Source organism: Photobacterium kagoshimensis (assembly GCF_050337045.1).
GTDB classification, from domain to species: Bacteria; Pseudomonadota; Gammaproteobacteria; order Enterobacterales; family Vibrionaceae; genus Photobacterium; species Photobacterium kagoshimensis.
Window position 1 is genome coordinate 166438 of the sequence record NZ_JAKJSO010000015.1, and the last position, 16866, is coordinate 183303.

Below are 16866 nucleotides of genomic sequence, written 5' to 3' on the forward strand. Positions count from 1 at the left end.
CATAAAGTAGAACCTTAAATGTCTTTTGTTGATATCCCTTTTTACGTATTGATAGCGTTGGTTTTTGGCCTTTCAATGTATTGGCTTAAGTTAAAGTCCTCCCAATACACTAATGAACTGATGAGTTTTTACCAAGCTTGTGAGCAACTCGCCAGTATGTTCGGCAGCAATATCGATGCGCTTCAACCTAAGTCCAAACAAATAGCGAATACGGTTTGTGTATTGGAATCAAAAAAAACAGGGCAGTTTCTTGTTCACAAGCATGGTCGGTTATTACTGAGTAAACCGATTGAACAAATGTTACCAGTACCGAGTTTGTCGGATTTAAAGGCTATACCAGCGATATTAACAACGCTTGGTATATTGGGAACATTCACCGGCATTAGTATAGGTCTTTATCAATTAGGCAGTGGCTGGGAAGATGCCTCCCAACTTGCAAATCAGGCAAAAGAACTTTTGGCTGGTATGAAAACCGCTTTCTTTACGTCTATCGCTGGTATGGGGACGAGTGGTGTCTTTATGGTTTGCTTTAGCATTGCTCAGGCAAAGCAGGCTGCTCGAAAGGCCGAATGTTTAGCGGTACTACAAAGCAAAGTACAGTTAAGCTCTTCGAACGAATTATTGCATGGTCTATTGGATCATGCCACTAGCAACCAATCTGAACAGCAAGATTTGTCTGAACTTGTTCATGCACTAAAAGTAAATGCAGACAAGCCTAGCGCATTGACGGCAACAGAGTTTCAAAGTATTTCTGAGGCATTATTTACTCGTTTAGAAGGCAAGGTCGCTCAAGTCGAGTTGTCTTTATCTCAGCAGATTTCACAGAACAAAGTTGATGAAGGTAAACTCGCATCGTTAATTGGTGAACAAATAAACGTGGTACTTAGAACTGAGGTAGCAGCTCCAATTACCTCAGAGCTTTCGACAATAGCAGGTGATGTTAATCAGTCAAATAATGCACTTGGCACAGTGGTCGAACTATTGGGCGAAATGCATGACAGTGAGAAAATACAACAGCAGACCTTAACAATTGAAGAGATAAAATCTGCTCTTCAAGATTCAGTAACAGCCCCTATCATTCATCAATCCAATCAGGCATACAGCGCTTTGAATAGTATTTCAGAGTCGACTAAGTCTAGTGAAGAAACGTTGGCGAAAGTACTTGCCGAAGTGGATATCAGCAATCAAACCAATACAGAAATTAACCAAAGCGTTCAAACTGTATCGGAAGGCATAGAGAAACTAGCAAAAGCAAGATCTAATGAGTTTATACACTTAATTGAAGTCATGGGTGAAAAGGTCGTTACGCCAATCACTCAAGAGCTGGCAGAAACCAATAAAGTGGTAGCAGGTTTTGCTGAGGTCAGCGACAAGTTAAACCAAAGTGTAGTCAAAACAGTTGTTGAAATGGCGAATGCGACTAAAGCTATTGAAAGCTTTGAACAAGAGACATTAACGAAGTTAAATCTATTTGCTGGTTCAATGGATAAGTCGCTAAATGAATTTGCAATTAATAGTACTCGAGCGCTGAACTCAATTACAGGTGAAGTGCAAAACATCGTTAAGCTAGGTAACGAGTCGATTAAAGAGCAAACGACAGCGTTTGCCACTATGGTCTCAGAATCACGTACCATTTTTGAAAAACAAGCAGAAGCAATGTCGACAGTCGGAAAAGAATCGGCTCTGTTAATGAGTACGGCCAAAACTGAGCTAGAAAATGGTTTAGGCGATATTGATCGCAAAGTTTCTAACATGTCCCAAACGGTACAAACAGAACTAAAAACGTTCAGAGATGAATATCAAGAGAACCTTTCTGATTATTTCGACAGACAGAATACCGCTTTAGATAATTCTCTGGAAAATCAGAAATCAGGCTTAACCGAAGTGGTGGATAAGTTTAAACACGTCTTTGCTGATGAATACAAGAAACGTAGTGAACTGATTACTGAATTGAATACTCAATACAAGCAACTAGTTGACTCAGCAGAAAGAATTCAAACCATGGCTAAAGCTATAGGTCTAGATAGAGCGACTTCTTTAAGTGAGTTACAGCTTGTCGAACAGACTCTTGGTCGTCAAGTTCATTCTCTAAACAAGTCCTTTAGCAAAGCAGCTGCCGAGTTTACTTTGGTTGCAGAAAAAATGCGTCCAGAAATGGACGATTACTTCCAGCGAGCAAACAAGTCTGTATCTGAATATTTTGCAAGCTTTGATGCAACGTCTTCTCGCATCTATAACCGCTTAGATCGTGCAGCTGAGCTTTTTATTACAGCAAAAGAAGAAGCGGACAAAGCCATTTCAGATGCAGCCAAAATATCAGATACAACGAAAGTTAAATCTGAGGTGAGCTAATGGACTCGACCACTAATGTCCAACCAGCTCAAGATGAGCTCGATCAAACAGGTACTTGGCTATCAATCAGTGACATGATGGCAGGGATATTGATGGTGTTCATCTTGCTACTCATAACAACCTTGGCACAGCTTCTTGATTATGAAGAACAGTCAAAGAATAACCGCGTTATCATCATCGAAGGTTTACAAGAAGGTCTTTATAAAGCGGACATTCATTCAGTCATTGATCCAGTAACTGGCAGCCTTTCATTAACGGAAAGTCTTGAGTTTGATGCCGGGAAATATCAGTTAAAACCTCAAGGGAAAAAATTCTTAGAAAAACTGATCCCGATATATAGCCAAGTTATTTTCCAGTCTCAGGAAATATCAGATGAAGTGCTTTATCTAGTCATTGAAGGTCATGCAGATAAGAATGAAGCACCAAAGCGTGGCTTATCTCTTAGTGTTCGCCGTGCAGAAGCAGTAATTAATCAGCTAGATACAATGATATTCCATTACAAAGGCCAGTTTATGCGTAAGGTTCTTCCTGCTGGCCGTGGCAATTTAGATGCAGATCCTGAATTAACCGCTAAGCAGAACCGAAAAGTAATTTTCAGATTTGAATTCCAAAGCCATGACTTAACGGAACTTATCAGAAAAGAAAAGCAGAGTAAGCCGTAATGAGTGAATCACGAGCGTGGTTCCCTGCGCCAGCATTGCCGGAAAAACTTGCGATAGCCAGTGTTGTACCGCCAATAGGAGGTATAGAGCAAAGTGGAGGGGATAGTTTTACATTTAGCGATAAATCCTTAGTTGAGCTTATAGAAAGGCTGCGTGAAAAAGGAGCGCTGCGAGATATCGAGTGGTTGATCATTTTTAGCCGTGATGAAGAATTTGCCCAGCTGAGTGTTGCTGAACGTTCAGGCGCTATCAAATTGATTTGGTCTTATATCCTAAAAGACAGCAAATTAGTGAATATGTTGCTCTCTAAAATGATGCAAGGGTTAGAGAGAGGCTATCAATCCGTTGCTGAGCCAATAACCTCCGCAATGCCATCGAATGTGTCAGTATTAAAGTTAAATATAGATAAACAGCGGTTCGCATGGGTAAGGGCTCTGAATCAGCAAGATTTGTTAACTTGTGCTCGAATAGGTCTGGCGAAGCACTGCACTATTCGAAATTATGTAGAGCAACTTGGTTATACCAAGGAGTCCAGCTACATCATCGATATCTATAAGTTAGCGGCGCAGGTGTTACCCAACGCTCCTTCGGTTAAAGACTTAAGCTGGTGGTTAAAATGTCAAGCGGAGCTTACGCATGAAGAAACCGTTGCTCAGTTAGAGGTGTTATTACCTAGAGTCAGTTATGTTGAAGCCGGAACTCGATTTGATTGCTGGTTGCAGAAGCGATGCTTACCCGAAGGAAAAGATACCTATTGGTATGCTCTGAGCTCGGAAGCACAACTGAAACTGAAAAGCTTTTATAACGTTATAGATTTTAAATCAGTTAAATACTTATTTGAAAAGTTAAGTGAAACCTCTGTAGATCCAAATCTGATAGAAACTCATGCGCGTAATCTACTAATGAGAACTAACTTTTGGGCTGACTACAGCGATGCCTTTAAAAGGGTACGCTTCTTATTAACTCATCGCTCTGAGCGCCTGCTAGAGCGTGAATGTAACCTTTCGCAATTTCGTGTAACGGTTATGCCTTACGACACTGTTAATGAACAAAGTGAAATCTGCATTTTCGATACGGGAAGTTATTTCTTAATTGAACGCTTCAGAGGAACTGATTTTGATTTGGGTATATTTGAGAAAACACCAGCATTGGAAGCGGTCCTATTTGGTCAGGAGTTACTTGATGGCCATGATATTGCGAGGTTAACGCCTAACTGGATTCATGACCACAAAGATTATTGGCAGAAGCGGCTAGTGAAGTTTTTGCAGCGTTTTGGCATCGTTCATAACAAAGGTATTCGGGCATGGTCATCACCTATACAGACAAAAGAGCAAGATCAAGTTAATACAATGCTAGAGCGACGCTATAGCCGAGTTTTAGATAAAAGTAAGTATTTTAAAATAGGTAGAAATTGCTAATGGGAACAATATTCCAAGACCCTATGACGCTGATTTTCAGCATCATTATTTTGATTATCGCAGTGCTTGCCGCAGTCAATCTTTTTAATGCAACAAGCAAACTGTTCAAGCAATTAACTTCGGTGAATGTGGCCTTAAAAAGTTTAACTCATCGTGCTGAATATGATGAAGATGGTGAACTAGTCGAGTTAGATTGGCAGCCAAACGCATCAACGATAGCTTATCAAAATTATGAGCAAATGAATGCGGCAATAGCAGCAACAGACTGTTTAAAAGCATCATGGGAAGAATATCAGCGTAGTATGCAATTCCCGGGTGTGGATTACACATTAAGCAAAGGGCAGGCACCGGCATTGCGTAATACGATGCAGGTCAAGTCGCTATTTAATAGCAGCAATATTGTCGAATCTAAATTGAACGTCCGCATGTATACATCAACCCCAAATATCCTCACAGGGCTTGGTTTGTTGTTTACATTCGTCGGCTTAATGATAGGGATCAGTGAAGCGGCGGTTGGCTTGAGCTCCAGTGATATAGATGCAGCAAAGCAATCTCTAAACCCACTCTTGAGCGGTGCAAGTATTGCTTTTACAACGTCAGTTGTTGGTTTGTTACTTTCCATGATTTTCTCTGTATTTGAAAAGGCACAGTTCTACAAGTTAGAAAAAGCGGTTAAGGAATTTAGCGATTTTTTAGCGACACACATCGACTTTGTTGATGCAGATAAACTTGCTGCAATGCAGTTACAAGCAACCCAGTTACAAACTCAAGCACTAGCTGATTTTCAGGTTGATCAGCAACGTATTACAGACGAAACGATAACACGTGTATCGAAAGAGTTCAGAGAGACACTCTTGGAGTCAGCGGGTTCCGAATTGAAAATGTTAGGTGAGCTCATTGGTAAAATGAATGATCGTTTAGAAGGGAACATCACTCGCTTTACTGATAGCCAAGAACGCATGCAGTCGGTTACTGAAAAATTAACGCATACAATTGAAGACTCATTCGGAAAAGTAACAAATCAATTGGTTGATACAGTTAATGGAATGGGTGAACGTGAAGATGAGCGTGTACAAGCGGTAATCGATAATTTCCGCCATGTAATGAAAGATATAGAACAATCGCACCTTGCTATTAGTGAGCAAGTTCAGCTTGCTTCACAACAAGCAACAACAGCCACATTCGAGCAAGTTGAGCGCATGACCGCAGAAGTTTTACCTGCAATGATCAACGATATTTCTTCGAGTATGACCTCTTCCGTAGAAGGCTTTGTAACCCGAATTCAAACTACAGAAGAAAGCATGAGCAGCCTACTCAGCCAGTTCCCAACGACAGTTGAAATGCTAAAGAAAATGACACAAGAAGTTGCAGGTAATATAGAAGTGATGGGGCGTTTACAATCGTTAAATAACGGCTCAATCGAACAGCTAAGTGACATGGTCGCTAAGCTCAATCGTTCTAGTGATAGCTTGGTTAATGCAAATGACAAAGCTTCTGAAACAGCACAAGTCTATTCAATTGTTTTAGATTCAGTAAATGAAGCAGCCAATAAGAACATTGAAAATACTCAATGCGTTAATAAAGCGATGGAATCGCTCAAGCAAACAATGGCTTCTCAAACAGAGCACAGTGCTGAAATGAAACGAAGCTTGCAGCATGTATTTGATGGACTACGTAGTGGCTTAGAAGATTATACCCAGCAATCAAATAATTACATGCAATCGTTGGATCAATATTCAGCAGAGATCACTTCAAACCTTGTGGAAGCAACAAAAGAGCTACGTACTACAGTACAAGACATTGCTGCTGTTAATATTAAAGAGGTTGCGTAGTGTTCTTGGTTAAATCGAAATCGGAAGAGTCAAATTATATGATGTCGGTTGCCGATATCATGTCTGGCTTAATGTTTATTTTCATTATTACCTTAGCTATTTTTGTTGTCGACTTTTTGGTTGCCTCGCGTGATCATGAAGAAAAGATGAGCCAGTTGACGCAAGTATTAGATAAGCTAGATGAAAATAACGTCATGCGCGGTCAAATGCTGACCGATATGCAGGCAGCAATGGCCAAAAAAAGTGTCGAAGTTGAAATTGATCAAGAGCATGGTGTATTGCGTTTAAATGAAAATGCAATTCGATTTGATACTGGTTCGGCTAGCCTGAATCGTACCCAAATGGAGAGGCTAGCAGTGGTTGCTGAGGTGCTAGCAAGCATTCTACCTTGTTATGGTCTTAACCAGCCTGAAAATGGGATGTGTCTCCCCGAGACTCAAGGGAAAATAGATTCGGTTTTCATTGAAGGGCATACAGATAATGTACCTATTGGTGGGCGGTTAGCCAAAATTTTCAGAGATAATTGGGAGCTCTCGGCACATCGTGCCATGTTTACCTATCGTGCAGTAACAGAACAGCAATCTATGTTGGCTGCAATGCTCAATAATAGTGCGCAGCCAGTAATAAGTGTTAGTGGGTACGGTGAAGGCCGCCCAGTACCTGGCCATGCTCATACTAAGCCAACTAACGATCCAACTAATCGTCGAATAGATTTTCGTTTCATCATGACGCCCCCTTCAGTAACAGAAACCCAAGCAGCGTTAGAAGGGAACTTATAATGATGAAAATGAATGATTGCGCAAGACCTACAGTGGTAGAAACTAGCCTGATGGCGACTTGGCGAGATAAAATTACCGCAGAGTTATTTTCACCGGCCAACTCACCTTCTGAAGAGGTGTTATTTACGTTAGAGGACTATCTTGACCGAAAAATTAGAATCGGTGAGCTAAATACATTATCGGTTTCTCGTACGCAACAGCAGTATTTACCTTGGGTACTTTTTCCGGATGAGCCTAAAAAAAGAAAAGGCTTACTCGCTAATTATGACGCATGGAATCAGATTTTTAAATTATTTAAGAATCGACCAGACGCTATTGCAGCCCAAACGTTAGTTGAGCAGCTACAAAAAAAATCAAAAGCTGTAACGTATGACCCTTTTAGCCAAATATTGGCTGATACAGAGAGTCTAGTTGCGCCAGTTGATAATCGTCGGTGGAAAAAATTAGATAAAGATATGCTCAGTTTTCAGAGTGAAATCGGAGCTAAGGGCGCATGGGCTCGAAATCTATTGATAAATAGGGCACATTCACTATTAAATTGTTTTAATGCTTTTATAGATAGCTCTAAAGAAAATGTAAACTCCAGCTTAGAACAAACGTCTGTTGATCTAAGAAATAAATTCTGGCGCAATTATTTCGTGAAAGGTCATGTTCAGCATGTATGGTTAGTCGCGTCATGCAACAACTTTACAGATGTTAGTTCCGATAATTTTATATTGCGAAAACAAGAAAATAAAACACAACCGTCTATGGTTTTTCGTATAGGAAACTATTTAATATTAGAACGTTCAAATTGTAATGGGATGGTCATTTATGATATGCCAAAAGATTATTCACAAATTGAAAGTCATATTCATTCAATGTTTACCGAAAAACCACAGAAACATAAGTTTAGCAGTGCTGGCTATTGGCAATATCGAATAGCTAGTTTATTAAAAACATCTGTCAATTATATGCCCCGTTGGAAAGATTACATTTAGAGCTAATGAATGAGTCACATTGGCAGTATAAGCTAAAATATTATCAATCAAATAAAAGGTTTTAGCTTATACTTAATAATAACTTGTTAATTATATAGCTCAATAGTATCTTCAATTTCAGATAATCGGCTAAAACTTTTATTGTTACAGGTTATTTTTTGTTTCTTATTTTCTATATCAATCTCTATGCTGATCTCTCGAGTATCTTCTCCTAGTTCAGCACTATTGTATTCTGTGAAAGTTAAACTTGACACTTTATTATGAGATTTTAAAAATAAAGTATTCTCATTAACTAATGATCTGTGGTAACTACCTTTTTCAAATGTTGAGTGTTCAAACTCACTTAGTGAAATGTTATCGTCGAAATTAAATTTTTCAAGTGTTAGTGCACTGTCTTCTAAGCATAGTAAAACTTCAACATCGGCAGGTATGCTGGACTGACAGTAAAAAACCTCAGTTTCACATTTAGCTGATGTGCCAAGTGATAAAGACATTAAAGCGGTAGTGATTAAAGTAAGAGTGATTTTACGATGCATGTTTTTTATAAGCCTCTGCAAGTTTTGTATCGTACTTATTTTTCTTATATTCAGAGCCATTATAGCCCTTGGCAAACTGCGCCCAGTTTTTTTCGGTTAGGTGTTTTTTCAATCCACAGCTTACTATGAACGCCAAGAAAGCATCGAGTTGTTTTTTCTCTGACTTATATATACAGATACAAAGTCTTCTACAGTGTTAAATATCGTTAATCTGGTTTGATATGTTACTTTATCTACGCGGTGAATTATATTTCCATGATACTTTATTTTACTGAATACAATGAGAAGGATCGAGCTAATTTAGTTTAAATGGCAATTTATGAATAGTTAATTATCTGAGATAATACTTTATTGGTTAAAGGGAAAGTATATCTAAAGCTAGTAAGATGCTTATTTGGGATATATAAGAAATAACAATGAAATGATGCTTAATAAAAAGGGTAGTGTAGTGAGTATTAACTGGGAACATCGTGCTGGCATTTTATGGGAATATTTGATTAAAAATGCTAAAGAAAGTAAGAAAATGACTTACGGAGAGGCGGCAAAAATCATCAAAACGAATCCGTTATCTGTACGTTATTGTCTAGATCATATCCTTCATTATTGTAAAAATAACCAATTGCCACCATTAACTGCCCTGGTGGTGAGTCAAGGGACAAAAGTGCCTGGTAGTGGATTTTTAGTTTGGGACATCGAGCAACTTGATGAGGCATATCGTCAGATTGTAAAGTTCGATTGGAAAGGGCATGGAAATCCGTTTTCTGAGTTAGGTGAAGAGTTAACGACAGATGATTTAGCGATCAAATTGCTCGAACAACCAGATAAAGCAGAACAGATATACCAGCAAGTTAAATCACGAGGAATGGCTCAGATCATTTTCCGTAAAGCTTTACTTGAAGCATACGAATGTAAGTGCGCTATTTGCGATCTTGGGTATGAAGAAGCATTGGAAGCCGCTCATATTATTCCTTGGTCGCGAGCTTTACCAGCGGAAAAAATAGCGCCAACTAATGGCGTATTACTTTGTTCCAATCACCATAAATTATTTGATGCTGGTTGGCTAACGATCGATGATGAATATCAAATTCATTACGCTGGTGAATTGGAGGTTCTAGATTTTTATTCTAAGTCTGATAAATCTGCCACGGTTGCTCATCATGGGCGTAAAATTCGTCTTCCACAAGACGCTAAATTGCATCCTCAATTTGAATAAATTAGCTGGTCGGTTAATGACATACTCAGAAGGCGATTTTTACTCTAATACAGAGAAATCGGCATAAACTACTCGCCGACTGTAGTTGGTTAAGATATGCCTTAATAGAACGCTATTTATCAGCATCTGGACAGTAATTACATATCTACAATATAATATTGGTGCAAGATTGCATCTTTTACTGATTCTGTATCATGTTGTCGAGTTTACTCCTAATAGCTGATATAAGAAAAGTAACTATCTATAAGCTCAAAAAGTCGTCACAAGCTACTGATAAGTTAGATTTAGGTCATGAATTTAAATTCTCGCGTCAGCTCAGTCATTCGTTTCAATTGATAAGGTAATTATGCAAAAGTCCAACTTCGAATTTTTGAAAGGAACCAATGATTTTCTCTACGCGATGGCGCGTTCAGCAGAAAAGAATTTTCCCGACGAGCCTAACACCACCATGCTTAAGCTTCGTCAGTATGCCGAGGCGACCTCAAAGCATCTTGTTAAAATATTAGATATTCAATACAGCGGCGGGCAGGTAGAGCTACTTAGAGAACTGGCGAAAGTCTCGTTTGTAGACGATAACATCATGCGCGTGTTTAACCGGCTACGCAAAATCGGTAACAAAGCGGCGCATGAATACCACAATGACTTCGATGATGCTGAAATGTGTTTACGTTTGGCTTTTCAGTTATCTATTTGGTATTACCGCTTTGTCACGAAAGATTATGACTTTGCGGTACCTAAGTTTGTTTTGCCAACCTCTCAAGATAGCATTTTTGAGCAAGAATTACTCGATCTGCAACAAGAGCTCATCGCAGTACGTGCTGGCAGTTCTACCACGCAAGAAGAGATGGAAACACAACAAGCGAAAATTATTGAGCTGAGTGGTTACATTTCTGTGCTACAAAGCCAGCAAACCGAAACCGAACAGCAATCTCAGGCGCGAATTGCGGCACTAGAAGCTAAACTGGCCGAAAAAGATGCTGAACTGGCTAAGAAAACCGAGTTTGAACGTAAGGCGTACAAAAAGCAGGTGACCAAAGAAGCTGCATCTCGCTCGCTGGATCTCAGTGAAGAAGAGAGCCGCTATCTTATCGACTGCCAACTGCGCAAAGCCGGTTGGGATGCCGACAGTAAGAACCTTACCTTTGCTAATGGCACACGCCCACAAGCGGGTAAGAACATTGCGATTGCTGAATGGCCAACGGGAAAAGATGAAACAGGAAAAGCAGGTTATGCTGACTACGTGCTGTTTGTTGGTTTAAAGCCAATGGGCGTTATCGAAGCCAAAAAAGCCAATAAAGATGTGTGCGGTAAACTGACCGAAGCTTATCGTTACAGCAAGTATTTTGACGTTAGCTTCTTACAACGTGAGTTACAGCAAGCAGCAAATGGTGAAGACGAGCAAGCGTTGGTAGCTGAAGAGTTTGGCACCTATTCCGTTAGTTGGTTTGATTCCAATGGCGTAGAAAAATACAAAGTCCCATTCTGCTTTTCTGCCAATGGCCGTGAGTACCGTGCATCTGCCAAAACCAAAAGTGGCATCTGGTATCGTGATGTTCGCCACCCAACTAACATGGCTAAAGCCTTGCCTGAATGGCACCGCCCAGAAGAGCTACAAGCAAAGTTTGAACAAAACCAACAAAAGCAAAATACCTGGTTTGAAGATAACTCAGACATGAGCGACTTAGGCTTGCGTTACTACCAAGAAGAAGCTGTCCAAGCGACAGAAAAAGCCATTGTTAACGGCCAGCAAGATATTCTATTGGCCATGGCAACTGGAACAGGTAAAACCCGTACCGCGATTGCGCTAATGTTCCGTCTTATTCAGTCAAAACGCTTTGAGCGTGTACTGTTCTTAGTCGACCGAACCTCATTAGGTAAACAAGCTCTCGACGCGTTTGAAGACACAGTGATCAAAGGGGACAGCTTTAACTCAATCTTTAATGTGAAAGGGCTAACCGATCGCTTCCCAGAAGACAGCACCAAGATCCACGTTGCCACGGTTCAATCGCTGGTTAAAAGGACCTTGTTTAACGATGAGGTGATGCCAGTAGGGCGTTACGACTGCATCATTATTGATGAAGCGCACCGCGGCTATATTCTGGATAAAGAACAAACCGAAGGCGAAGAGAAATTCCGCAACTTGCAAGATTTTGTCTCTTCTTATCGTCGTATTATTGATCACTTCGATGCAGTAAAAGTAGCACTAACCGCCACACCTGCTAAACATACTCACGAGATTTTTGGCTCACCAGTTTATCGCTATAGTTACCGAAAAGCGGTAATAGACGGTTACTTGAATGACCAAGAGCCGCCAACAAAAATTGTTACCAAGCTCAGCCAAGAGGGCGTTTACTTGTCTCAAGGCGCAGAAGTGATGCGCATGAGCAACCAAGGTGAACTCATCAACGATACCCTTGAAGATGAGCAAGGCTTTGAAGTGGCCGACTTTAACCGCGCTTTGATCGCTACAAACTTTAACAAGGTTGTTAGTGAGGAGTTGGTAAAGCACCTAGACCCAACAGGCCCACAAAAAACCTTGGTCTTTTGTGTTAACAATAGCCATGCTGATACTGTAGTTGAAGAGTTGCGCGAAGCGTTTAAGGTTAAGTACCCACAACTGGAACACGATGCCATCATTAAAATCACTGGCGATTCAGATAAAGACTCGAAGAAAGTGCAGTCGTTGATCACCCGTTTTGATAAAGAACGTTTACCCAACATAGTAGTAACGGTCGATCTGCTTACTACGGGTATCGACATCCCGAGTATTTGTAACCTCGTATTTATGCGAAAAGTGCGTAGCCGTATTCTTTATGAACAAATGAAAGGCCGCGCTACCCGTTTATGTCCCGAAGTGGGGAAAGGCTCATTTCGTATTTTCGATGCTGTTGACCTCTATTCTACATTGGAAGCGGTCGATACCATGCGCCCTGTCGTGGTTAGGCCAAAAGTCGAGTTGCAAACCTTAGTCAACGAAATTACAGACTCAGAAACCTATAAAATCAAAGAAGCAGATGGGCGCAGTTTTGCCGAACACAGCCATGAGCAGCTGGTGGCGAAAATGCAAAAAATTGCGAGCTTTTCCCACTTTAGCCGTGATAAGTCCCAAGATATCGACAGCCAGATCAAACGTTTAGACGAGCTGTGCGATCAAAACGCAGGCTGTAATTTTGCAACGCTTGCCAAAAAGCTCAAAGAAAAAGGGCCAAAATGGTCGGCTGAGATCTTCAATACACTGCCTAACCTAGTTGGCCGCCTAGAGCAGTTAAAAACCGAAGTAAACAACCTGCGAGATATGCCCATATTCACCGATATTCACGATGAAGTCGTTGAAGTAAGCAAAGTGTATGGCGAGCACGACAACCCAGAAGACTTCTTAGACGCCTTCGATAGGTTAGTGCAAAGCGCATCGAACCAGCAAGATGCTCTTAGCATCGTAGTTAATCGCCCAAGAGACTTAACGCGTAAAGGGCTTATTGAACTGCAAGAATGGTTTGATACGCAAAACTACAACGATGCCTCGCTACGTAGTGCATGGAAAGCCACCAAAAACCAAGACATAGCCGCTCGCTTAATAGGCCATATCCGCCGTGCTTCAATGGGTGATGCTTTAATGCCCTTTGAACAGCGTGTAGAGCTAGCATTAGATAAAATCAAAGCCAGTAACGACTGGAGTGAAGAGCAGCAAAATTGGCTAGATAGGATTGCCTCATCCATTAAGGATAAGGTAGTGCTAGATGACGACACTTTTAAAACCGGCAACTACAAACGCCGAGGTGGCAAACGCAAGCTTATGAAAGTCTTTAATGATGAATTAGACGGCATACTGACTCAATTCAATCAATTTATGTGGGATGAATCTGCGTAACTACGTACAATGCCCCACAATCAATTATAGGCCTGCCCTTTTTGGGGGCTTGGGGCGATCACGCTCAAGTTCCTTACTTTAAGGAACGACCCAAACGAAAGAGAATAAGCATGAATAATAACGACTTAGTCGGCAAACTGTGGAAACTTTGTGACAACTTGCGCGATGGCGGTGTGTCGTACCAAAACTACGTGAATGAGTTGGCGTCACTACTTTTCCTTAAAATGTGTGAAGAAACAGAACAAGAAGAAGAGTTATTGCCAGAAGGCTTTCGTTGGGCGGATCTAAAATCTAAAGTCGGTCAAGATCAGCACCAGTTCTACCGCAACATGCTAGTACAACTGGGTGTAGATGAGCATGCGATTGTGCGTGCGATATTCCAGAATGTAAACACCACTATTACTCAGCCAGCTCAGCTTACCGACCTTGTAGACAACATGGATAAGCTAGAGTGGTTTGACGGCGAAACGGGTAAAAGCCGTGACGATTTTGGCGACATGTACGAAGGCTTGTTACAAAAGAACGCCAACGAGACCAAGTCTGGCGCGGGTCAGTATTTTACGCCACGTTCACTTATAAGCACCATCGTTAAGCTGATGCAGCCACAGCCTCGTGAGATCATTCAAGATCCGGCTGCAGGTACTGCAGGTTTCTTAATTGAAGCGGATAAGTATATCAAAGCCCAAACAAGTGATTTAGAGTGGAAAATCGTAGACGGCGAAAAAGTCCGTATGGATGAAGACGACCAAGATTTTCAAATGCAAAAAGCTTTTGTTGGCCTAGAACTGGTTCCAGAAACACGCCGTTTGGCTTTGATGAACTGCCTACTACACGACATTGAAGGTGATGAAAACGAAGGTGCGATCCGTTTAGGCAACACTTTGGGAAGCGCAGGCGAAAACTTGCCGAAAGCCAATGTGATTTTAACTAACCCTCCGTTTGGTAGTGCATCGAGCAGCAACATTACTCGAACGTTCGTTCACCCAACGGGTAACAAACAGCTTTGTTTCATGCAGCATATCTACGATGCGCTAGAGCCGGGCGGCCGCGCGGCGGTGGTGATCCCAGATAACGTTTTGTTTGAAGGCGGCCGAGGCACAGACATCCGCCGTGACCTAATGGACAAATGTAACCTACACACCATCTTACGTTTACCAACAGGCATCTTCTACGCGCAGGGCGTAAAAACCAACGTGCTGTTCTTCCAAAAAGGCACACCAGATAACCCAACCCAAGACATTGGCTGCACCAAGGAAACATGGGTGTACGATATGCGTACCAATATGAAAACCTTTGGTAAGCGCACGCCTCTCACCGAAAAACACTTCGACAACTTTGTAACCGCATATGGCGATGATGCCAACGGCCAATCAGCACGCAGCGAAGGCGTATGGCAGCAACTGGGTGAAGTTGAGCACGAGTTAGAAAACACCACTGACAATGCGCGTTGGCGTAAGTTCAACCGTGAATACATTCGCAACCAAAAAGGCGATAGCCTAGATATCTCTTGGCTCAAAGATCTCGAAGCCACCAGTGCAGAAAATCTGCCAGAGCCGGAAGTGCTGGCCGGAGAAGCCATGGCAGAGCTGACCGAAGCCATGTCCGAAATCTACCAACTGATGCAGGCACTGGGTGCCAATGATGAAGCTGAGGCGCAGAAGCAGTTACTTGAACAAGCGTTTGGTTTAGAAGAAAAGCCGGAGGCAGAGTGATGTGTAAAAGGAAAACGAGAACTGTAGAGGGGTCATACAAACATGACTTATCTATTCCACATAGTTGGGAATTCGCCGAGCTAAAAAAAGTTATTGAAATAGTAGGAGGTAGTCAGCCACCTAAAAGCGAATTTTTGTCAGAGCCAGCAGAAGATAGTGTTCGCCTTATACAGATTAGAGACTATAAATCTGATAAGAATATCGTTTATATCCCGAAAGAAAAAGCCAAGCGCTTTGTTACCAAAGATGAAGTAATGATTGGTCGATATGGTCCCCCAATCTTTCAGATTTTACGAGGGCTAGAGGGGGCGTATAATGTTGCCTTAATGAAAGCGAAACCAAAAGGTGGCGTTTTTTTAAACGAATATCTCTACTGGTACTTGTCAAATCAGAACTTATATCATTATGTGGAGTCCGCATCAGATAGAACCGCGGGGCAGTCTGGAGTAAATAAAAAGCACTTAGAACTATATCCAGTAGGTATTCCTCCACTAGCCGAACAAACCCGCATCGTAGAAAAACTCGACGAAGTACTGGGGCAGGTGGATACCATCAAAGCCCGCCTGGATGGTATTCCCGCGATCCTAAAACGCTTCCGCCAATCGGTTCTCACTTCTGCGGTGTCGGGGAAGTTAACGGAAGAGTGGCGTTCCAAAAACATAACAGATGCACTTACTGATTTGGAACATCAATATCAACGTGAAAAGTTGTATCTAGAGCGAAAAGAAAAGAGTGAACTTACCAAGATCTATAAAGAGAAAGCTAAACTGCGCGTGGGTTTAGGTCATACTCTTGATGGAATAGAACCACCTAAAGGTTGGGTGGTAGTGCCATTTTTTGAAGCTTGTTTGCTAAACCGTGGTTTTGACCTACCAACGGCCAAGCGTATCGAAGGTGACCATCCAATTCTTTCTGCAGGTGGACTGATAGGCTTCCATAATGAGTTTAAGGTTGAAGGTCCTGTGATAACGGTTGGACGCTCTGGCTCAGTAGGGCAAGTTTTTATGACAGAGGATGATGCATGGCCTCTGAATACTGCTTTGTATGCAAAAGATATTGGCTTCAGTGTTCCTAGGTATATTTACTTGTGGCTAAAGTCAAGTGATTTAGGTCGTTTCGCTTCAAGTACGGCAGTTCCTACACTTAACCGAAACGAATTTATTCTAGAACCGACAATTCTACCATCCAAAGAGGAGCAAAAAGAAATCGTCCGTCTAGTCGACCAATACTTTACATTCGCTGACACCATTGAAGCGCAAGTGAAAAAAGCGCAGGCGAGGGTAGATAACCTAACCCAAAGTATCTTGGCTAAAGCCTTCCGCGGTGAGCTTGTTCCTCAAGATCCAAACGATGAGCCAGCCGATAAACTACTAGCGCGTATCGCCAAAGCGCGTGAAGAGGCAGAAGTGTTAGCCAAAGCGGTGAAGAAAGCCGAAGCCGCTAATAAAAGGGCGGCTAAAATAGCTGTAAACTCTTAATTTATAAAAATGAAAGCACGCGACAAAGCGTGCTTT

Annotated in this window: 12 protein-coding genes; 10 read left to right on the forward strand and 2 right to left on the reverse strand. The window is 41.6% G+C overall.

The genetic code is table 11. The annotated features are described in order from the left end of the window. The first annotated feature begins 18 nt into the window (after window positions 1-18). The 6 genes from L4C35_RS14225 to L4C35_RS14250 are packed head-to-tail and all read left to right on the forward strand — an operon-like array spanning window position 19 to window position 8023. Window positions 19-2352: a MotA/TolQ/ExbB proton channel family protein gene (locus L4C35_RS14225; protein WP_428463499.1), complete on the forward strand. Its 2334-nt coding sequence runs from the start codon at window positions 19-21 to the stop codon at window positions 2350-2352. Then, window positions 2352-3014, forward strand: a complete 663-nt coding sequence (locus L4C35_RS14230) for an OmpA family protein (RefSeq protein ID WP_428463500.1) — start codon at window positions 2352-2354, stop codon at window positions 3012-3014. Before L4C35_RS14225 ends, L4C35_RS14230 begins: the two co-directional genes overlap by 1 nt. Beyond that, window positions 3014-4432, forward strand: coding sequence for a hypothetical protein (locus tag L4C35_RS14235; protein WP_428463501.1), 1419 nt, complete (start codon window positions 3014-3016; stop codon window positions 4430-4432). Before L4C35_RS14230 ends, L4C35_RS14235 begins: the two co-directional genes overlap by 1 nt. Beyond that, window positions 4432-6264 (forward strand): hypothetical protein, encoded by a 1833-nt coding sequence (locus L4C35_RS14240; RefSeq protein ID WP_428463502.1) that lies wholly within the window; start codon window positions 4432-4434, stop codon window positions 6262-6264. Before L4C35_RS14235 ends, L4C35_RS14240 begins: the two co-directional genes overlap by 1 nt. Further along, a complete protein-coding gene (locus tag L4C35_RS14245; RefSeq protein ID WP_428463503.1) occupies window positions 6264-7043 on the forward strand; it encodes an OmpA/MotB family protein in 780 nt (259 codons plus the stop codon). Before L4C35_RS14240 ends, L4C35_RS14245 begins: the two co-directional genes overlap by 1 nt. After that, window positions 7043-8023: a hypothetical protein gene (locus L4C35_RS14250; RefSeq protein WP_428463504.1), complete on the forward strand. Its 981-nt coding sequence runs from the start codon at window positions 7043-7045 to the stop codon at window positions 8021-8023. The genes L4C35_RS14245 and L4C35_RS14250 overlap by 1 nt, the downstream gene beginning before the upstream one ends. Window positions 8024-8109: 86 nt before the next feature. On the opposite strand, the gene L4C35_RS14255 is transcribed toward L4C35_RS14250, so the two are convergent. After that, window positions 8110-8619 carry a hypothetical protein gene (locus L4C35_RS14255; RefSeq protein ID WP_428463697.1) on the reverse strand — a complete coding sequence of 170 codons (510 nt, stop codon included), beginning with the start codon at window positions 8617-8619 and terminating at the stop codon, window positions 8110-8112. Next, window positions 8549-8695, reverse strand: a complete 147-nt coding sequence (locus L4C35_RS14260) for an N-acetylmuramidase domain-containing protein (protein WP_428463505.1) — start codon at window positions 8693-8695, stop codon at window positions 8549-8551. The genes L4C35_RS14255 and L4C35_RS14260 overlap by 71 nt, the downstream gene beginning before the upstream one ends. A 285-nt stretch (window positions 8696-8980) precedes the next feature. Here L4C35_RS14260 and L4C35_RS14265 point away from each other — a divergent pair, with 285 nt between their 5' ends. From L4C35_RS14265 to L4C35_RS14280, 4 genes are all read left to right on the forward strand, one after another. Next, entirely contained in the window at window positions 8981-9772 is a 792-nt protein-coding gene (locus L4C35_RS14265; protein WP_428463506.1) for an HNH endonuclease, read from the forward strand. Window positions 9773-10118: 346 nt separating this feature from the next. After that, window positions 10119-13640: a type I restriction-modification system endonuclease gene (gene hsdR / locus L4C35_RS14270; protein WP_428463507.1), complete on the forward strand. Its 3522-nt coding sequence runs from the start codon at window positions 10119-10121 to the stop codon at window positions 13638-13640. 110 nt (window positions 13641-13750) lie between these two features. Beyond that, window positions 13751-15352, forward strand: a complete 1602-nt coding sequence (locus tag L4C35_RS14275; protein ID WP_428463508.1) for an N-6 DNA methylase — start codon at window positions 13751-13753, stop codon at window positions 15350-15352. After that, the gene (locus L4C35_RS14280) at window positions 15352-16830 is read left to right on the forward strand and encodes a restriction endonuclease subunit S (RefSeq protein WP_428463690.1); all 1479 of its coding nucleotides are present in this window, start codon (window positions 15352-15354) and stop codon (window positions 16828-16830) included. The genes L4C35_RS14275 and L4C35_RS14280 overlap by 1 nt, the downstream gene beginning before the upstream one ends. Window positions 16831-16866: the final 36 nt, after the last annotated feature.

What these genes read in the sequence shown, in the direction of transcription:
- L4C35_RS14275 (WP_428463508.1), top strand. Translation starts at nt 13,751, where the DNA reads ATGAATAATAACGACTTAGTCGGCAAACTGTGGAAACTTTGTGACAAC.
- hsdR (WP_428463507.1), top strand. Translation starts at nt 10,119, where the DNA reads ATGCAAAAGTCCAACTTCGAATTTTTGAAAGGAACCAATGATTTTCTC.
- L4C35_RS14235 (WP_428463501.1), top strand. Translation starts at nt 3,014, where the DNA reads ATGAGTGAATCACGAGCGTGGTTCCCTGCGCCAGCATTGCCGGAAAAA.
- L4C35_RS14225 (WP_428463499.1), top strand. Translation starts at nt 19, where the DNA reads ATGTCTTTTGTTGATATCCCTTTTTACGTATTGATAGCGTTGGTTTTT.
- L4C35_RS14265 (WP_428463506.1), top strand. Translation starts at nt 8,981, where the DNA reads ATGATGCTTAATAAAAAGGGTAGTGTAGTGAGTATTAACTGGGAACAT.
- L4C35_RS14230 (WP_428463500.1), top strand. Translation starts at nt 2,352, where the DNA reads ATGGACTCGACCACTAATGTCCAACCAGCTCAAGATGAGCTCGATCAA.
- L4C35_RS14255 (WP_428463697.1), bottom strand. Translation starts at nt 8,619, where the DNA reads ATGGCTCTGAATATAAGAAAAATAAGTACGATACAAAACTTGCAGAGG.
- L4C35_RS14240 (WP_428463502.1), top strand. Translation starts at nt 4,432, where the DNA reads ATGGGAACAATATTCCAAGACCCTATGACGCTGATTTTCAGCATCATT.
- L4C35_RS14280 (WP_428463690.1), top strand. Translation starts at nt 15,352, where the DNA reads ATGTGTAAAAGGAAAACGAGAACTGTAGAGGGGTCATACAAACATGAC.
- L4C35_RS14250 (WP_428463504.1), top strand. Translation starts at nt 7,043, where the DNA reads ATGATGAAAATGAATGATTGCGCAAGACCTACAGTGGTAGAAACTAGC.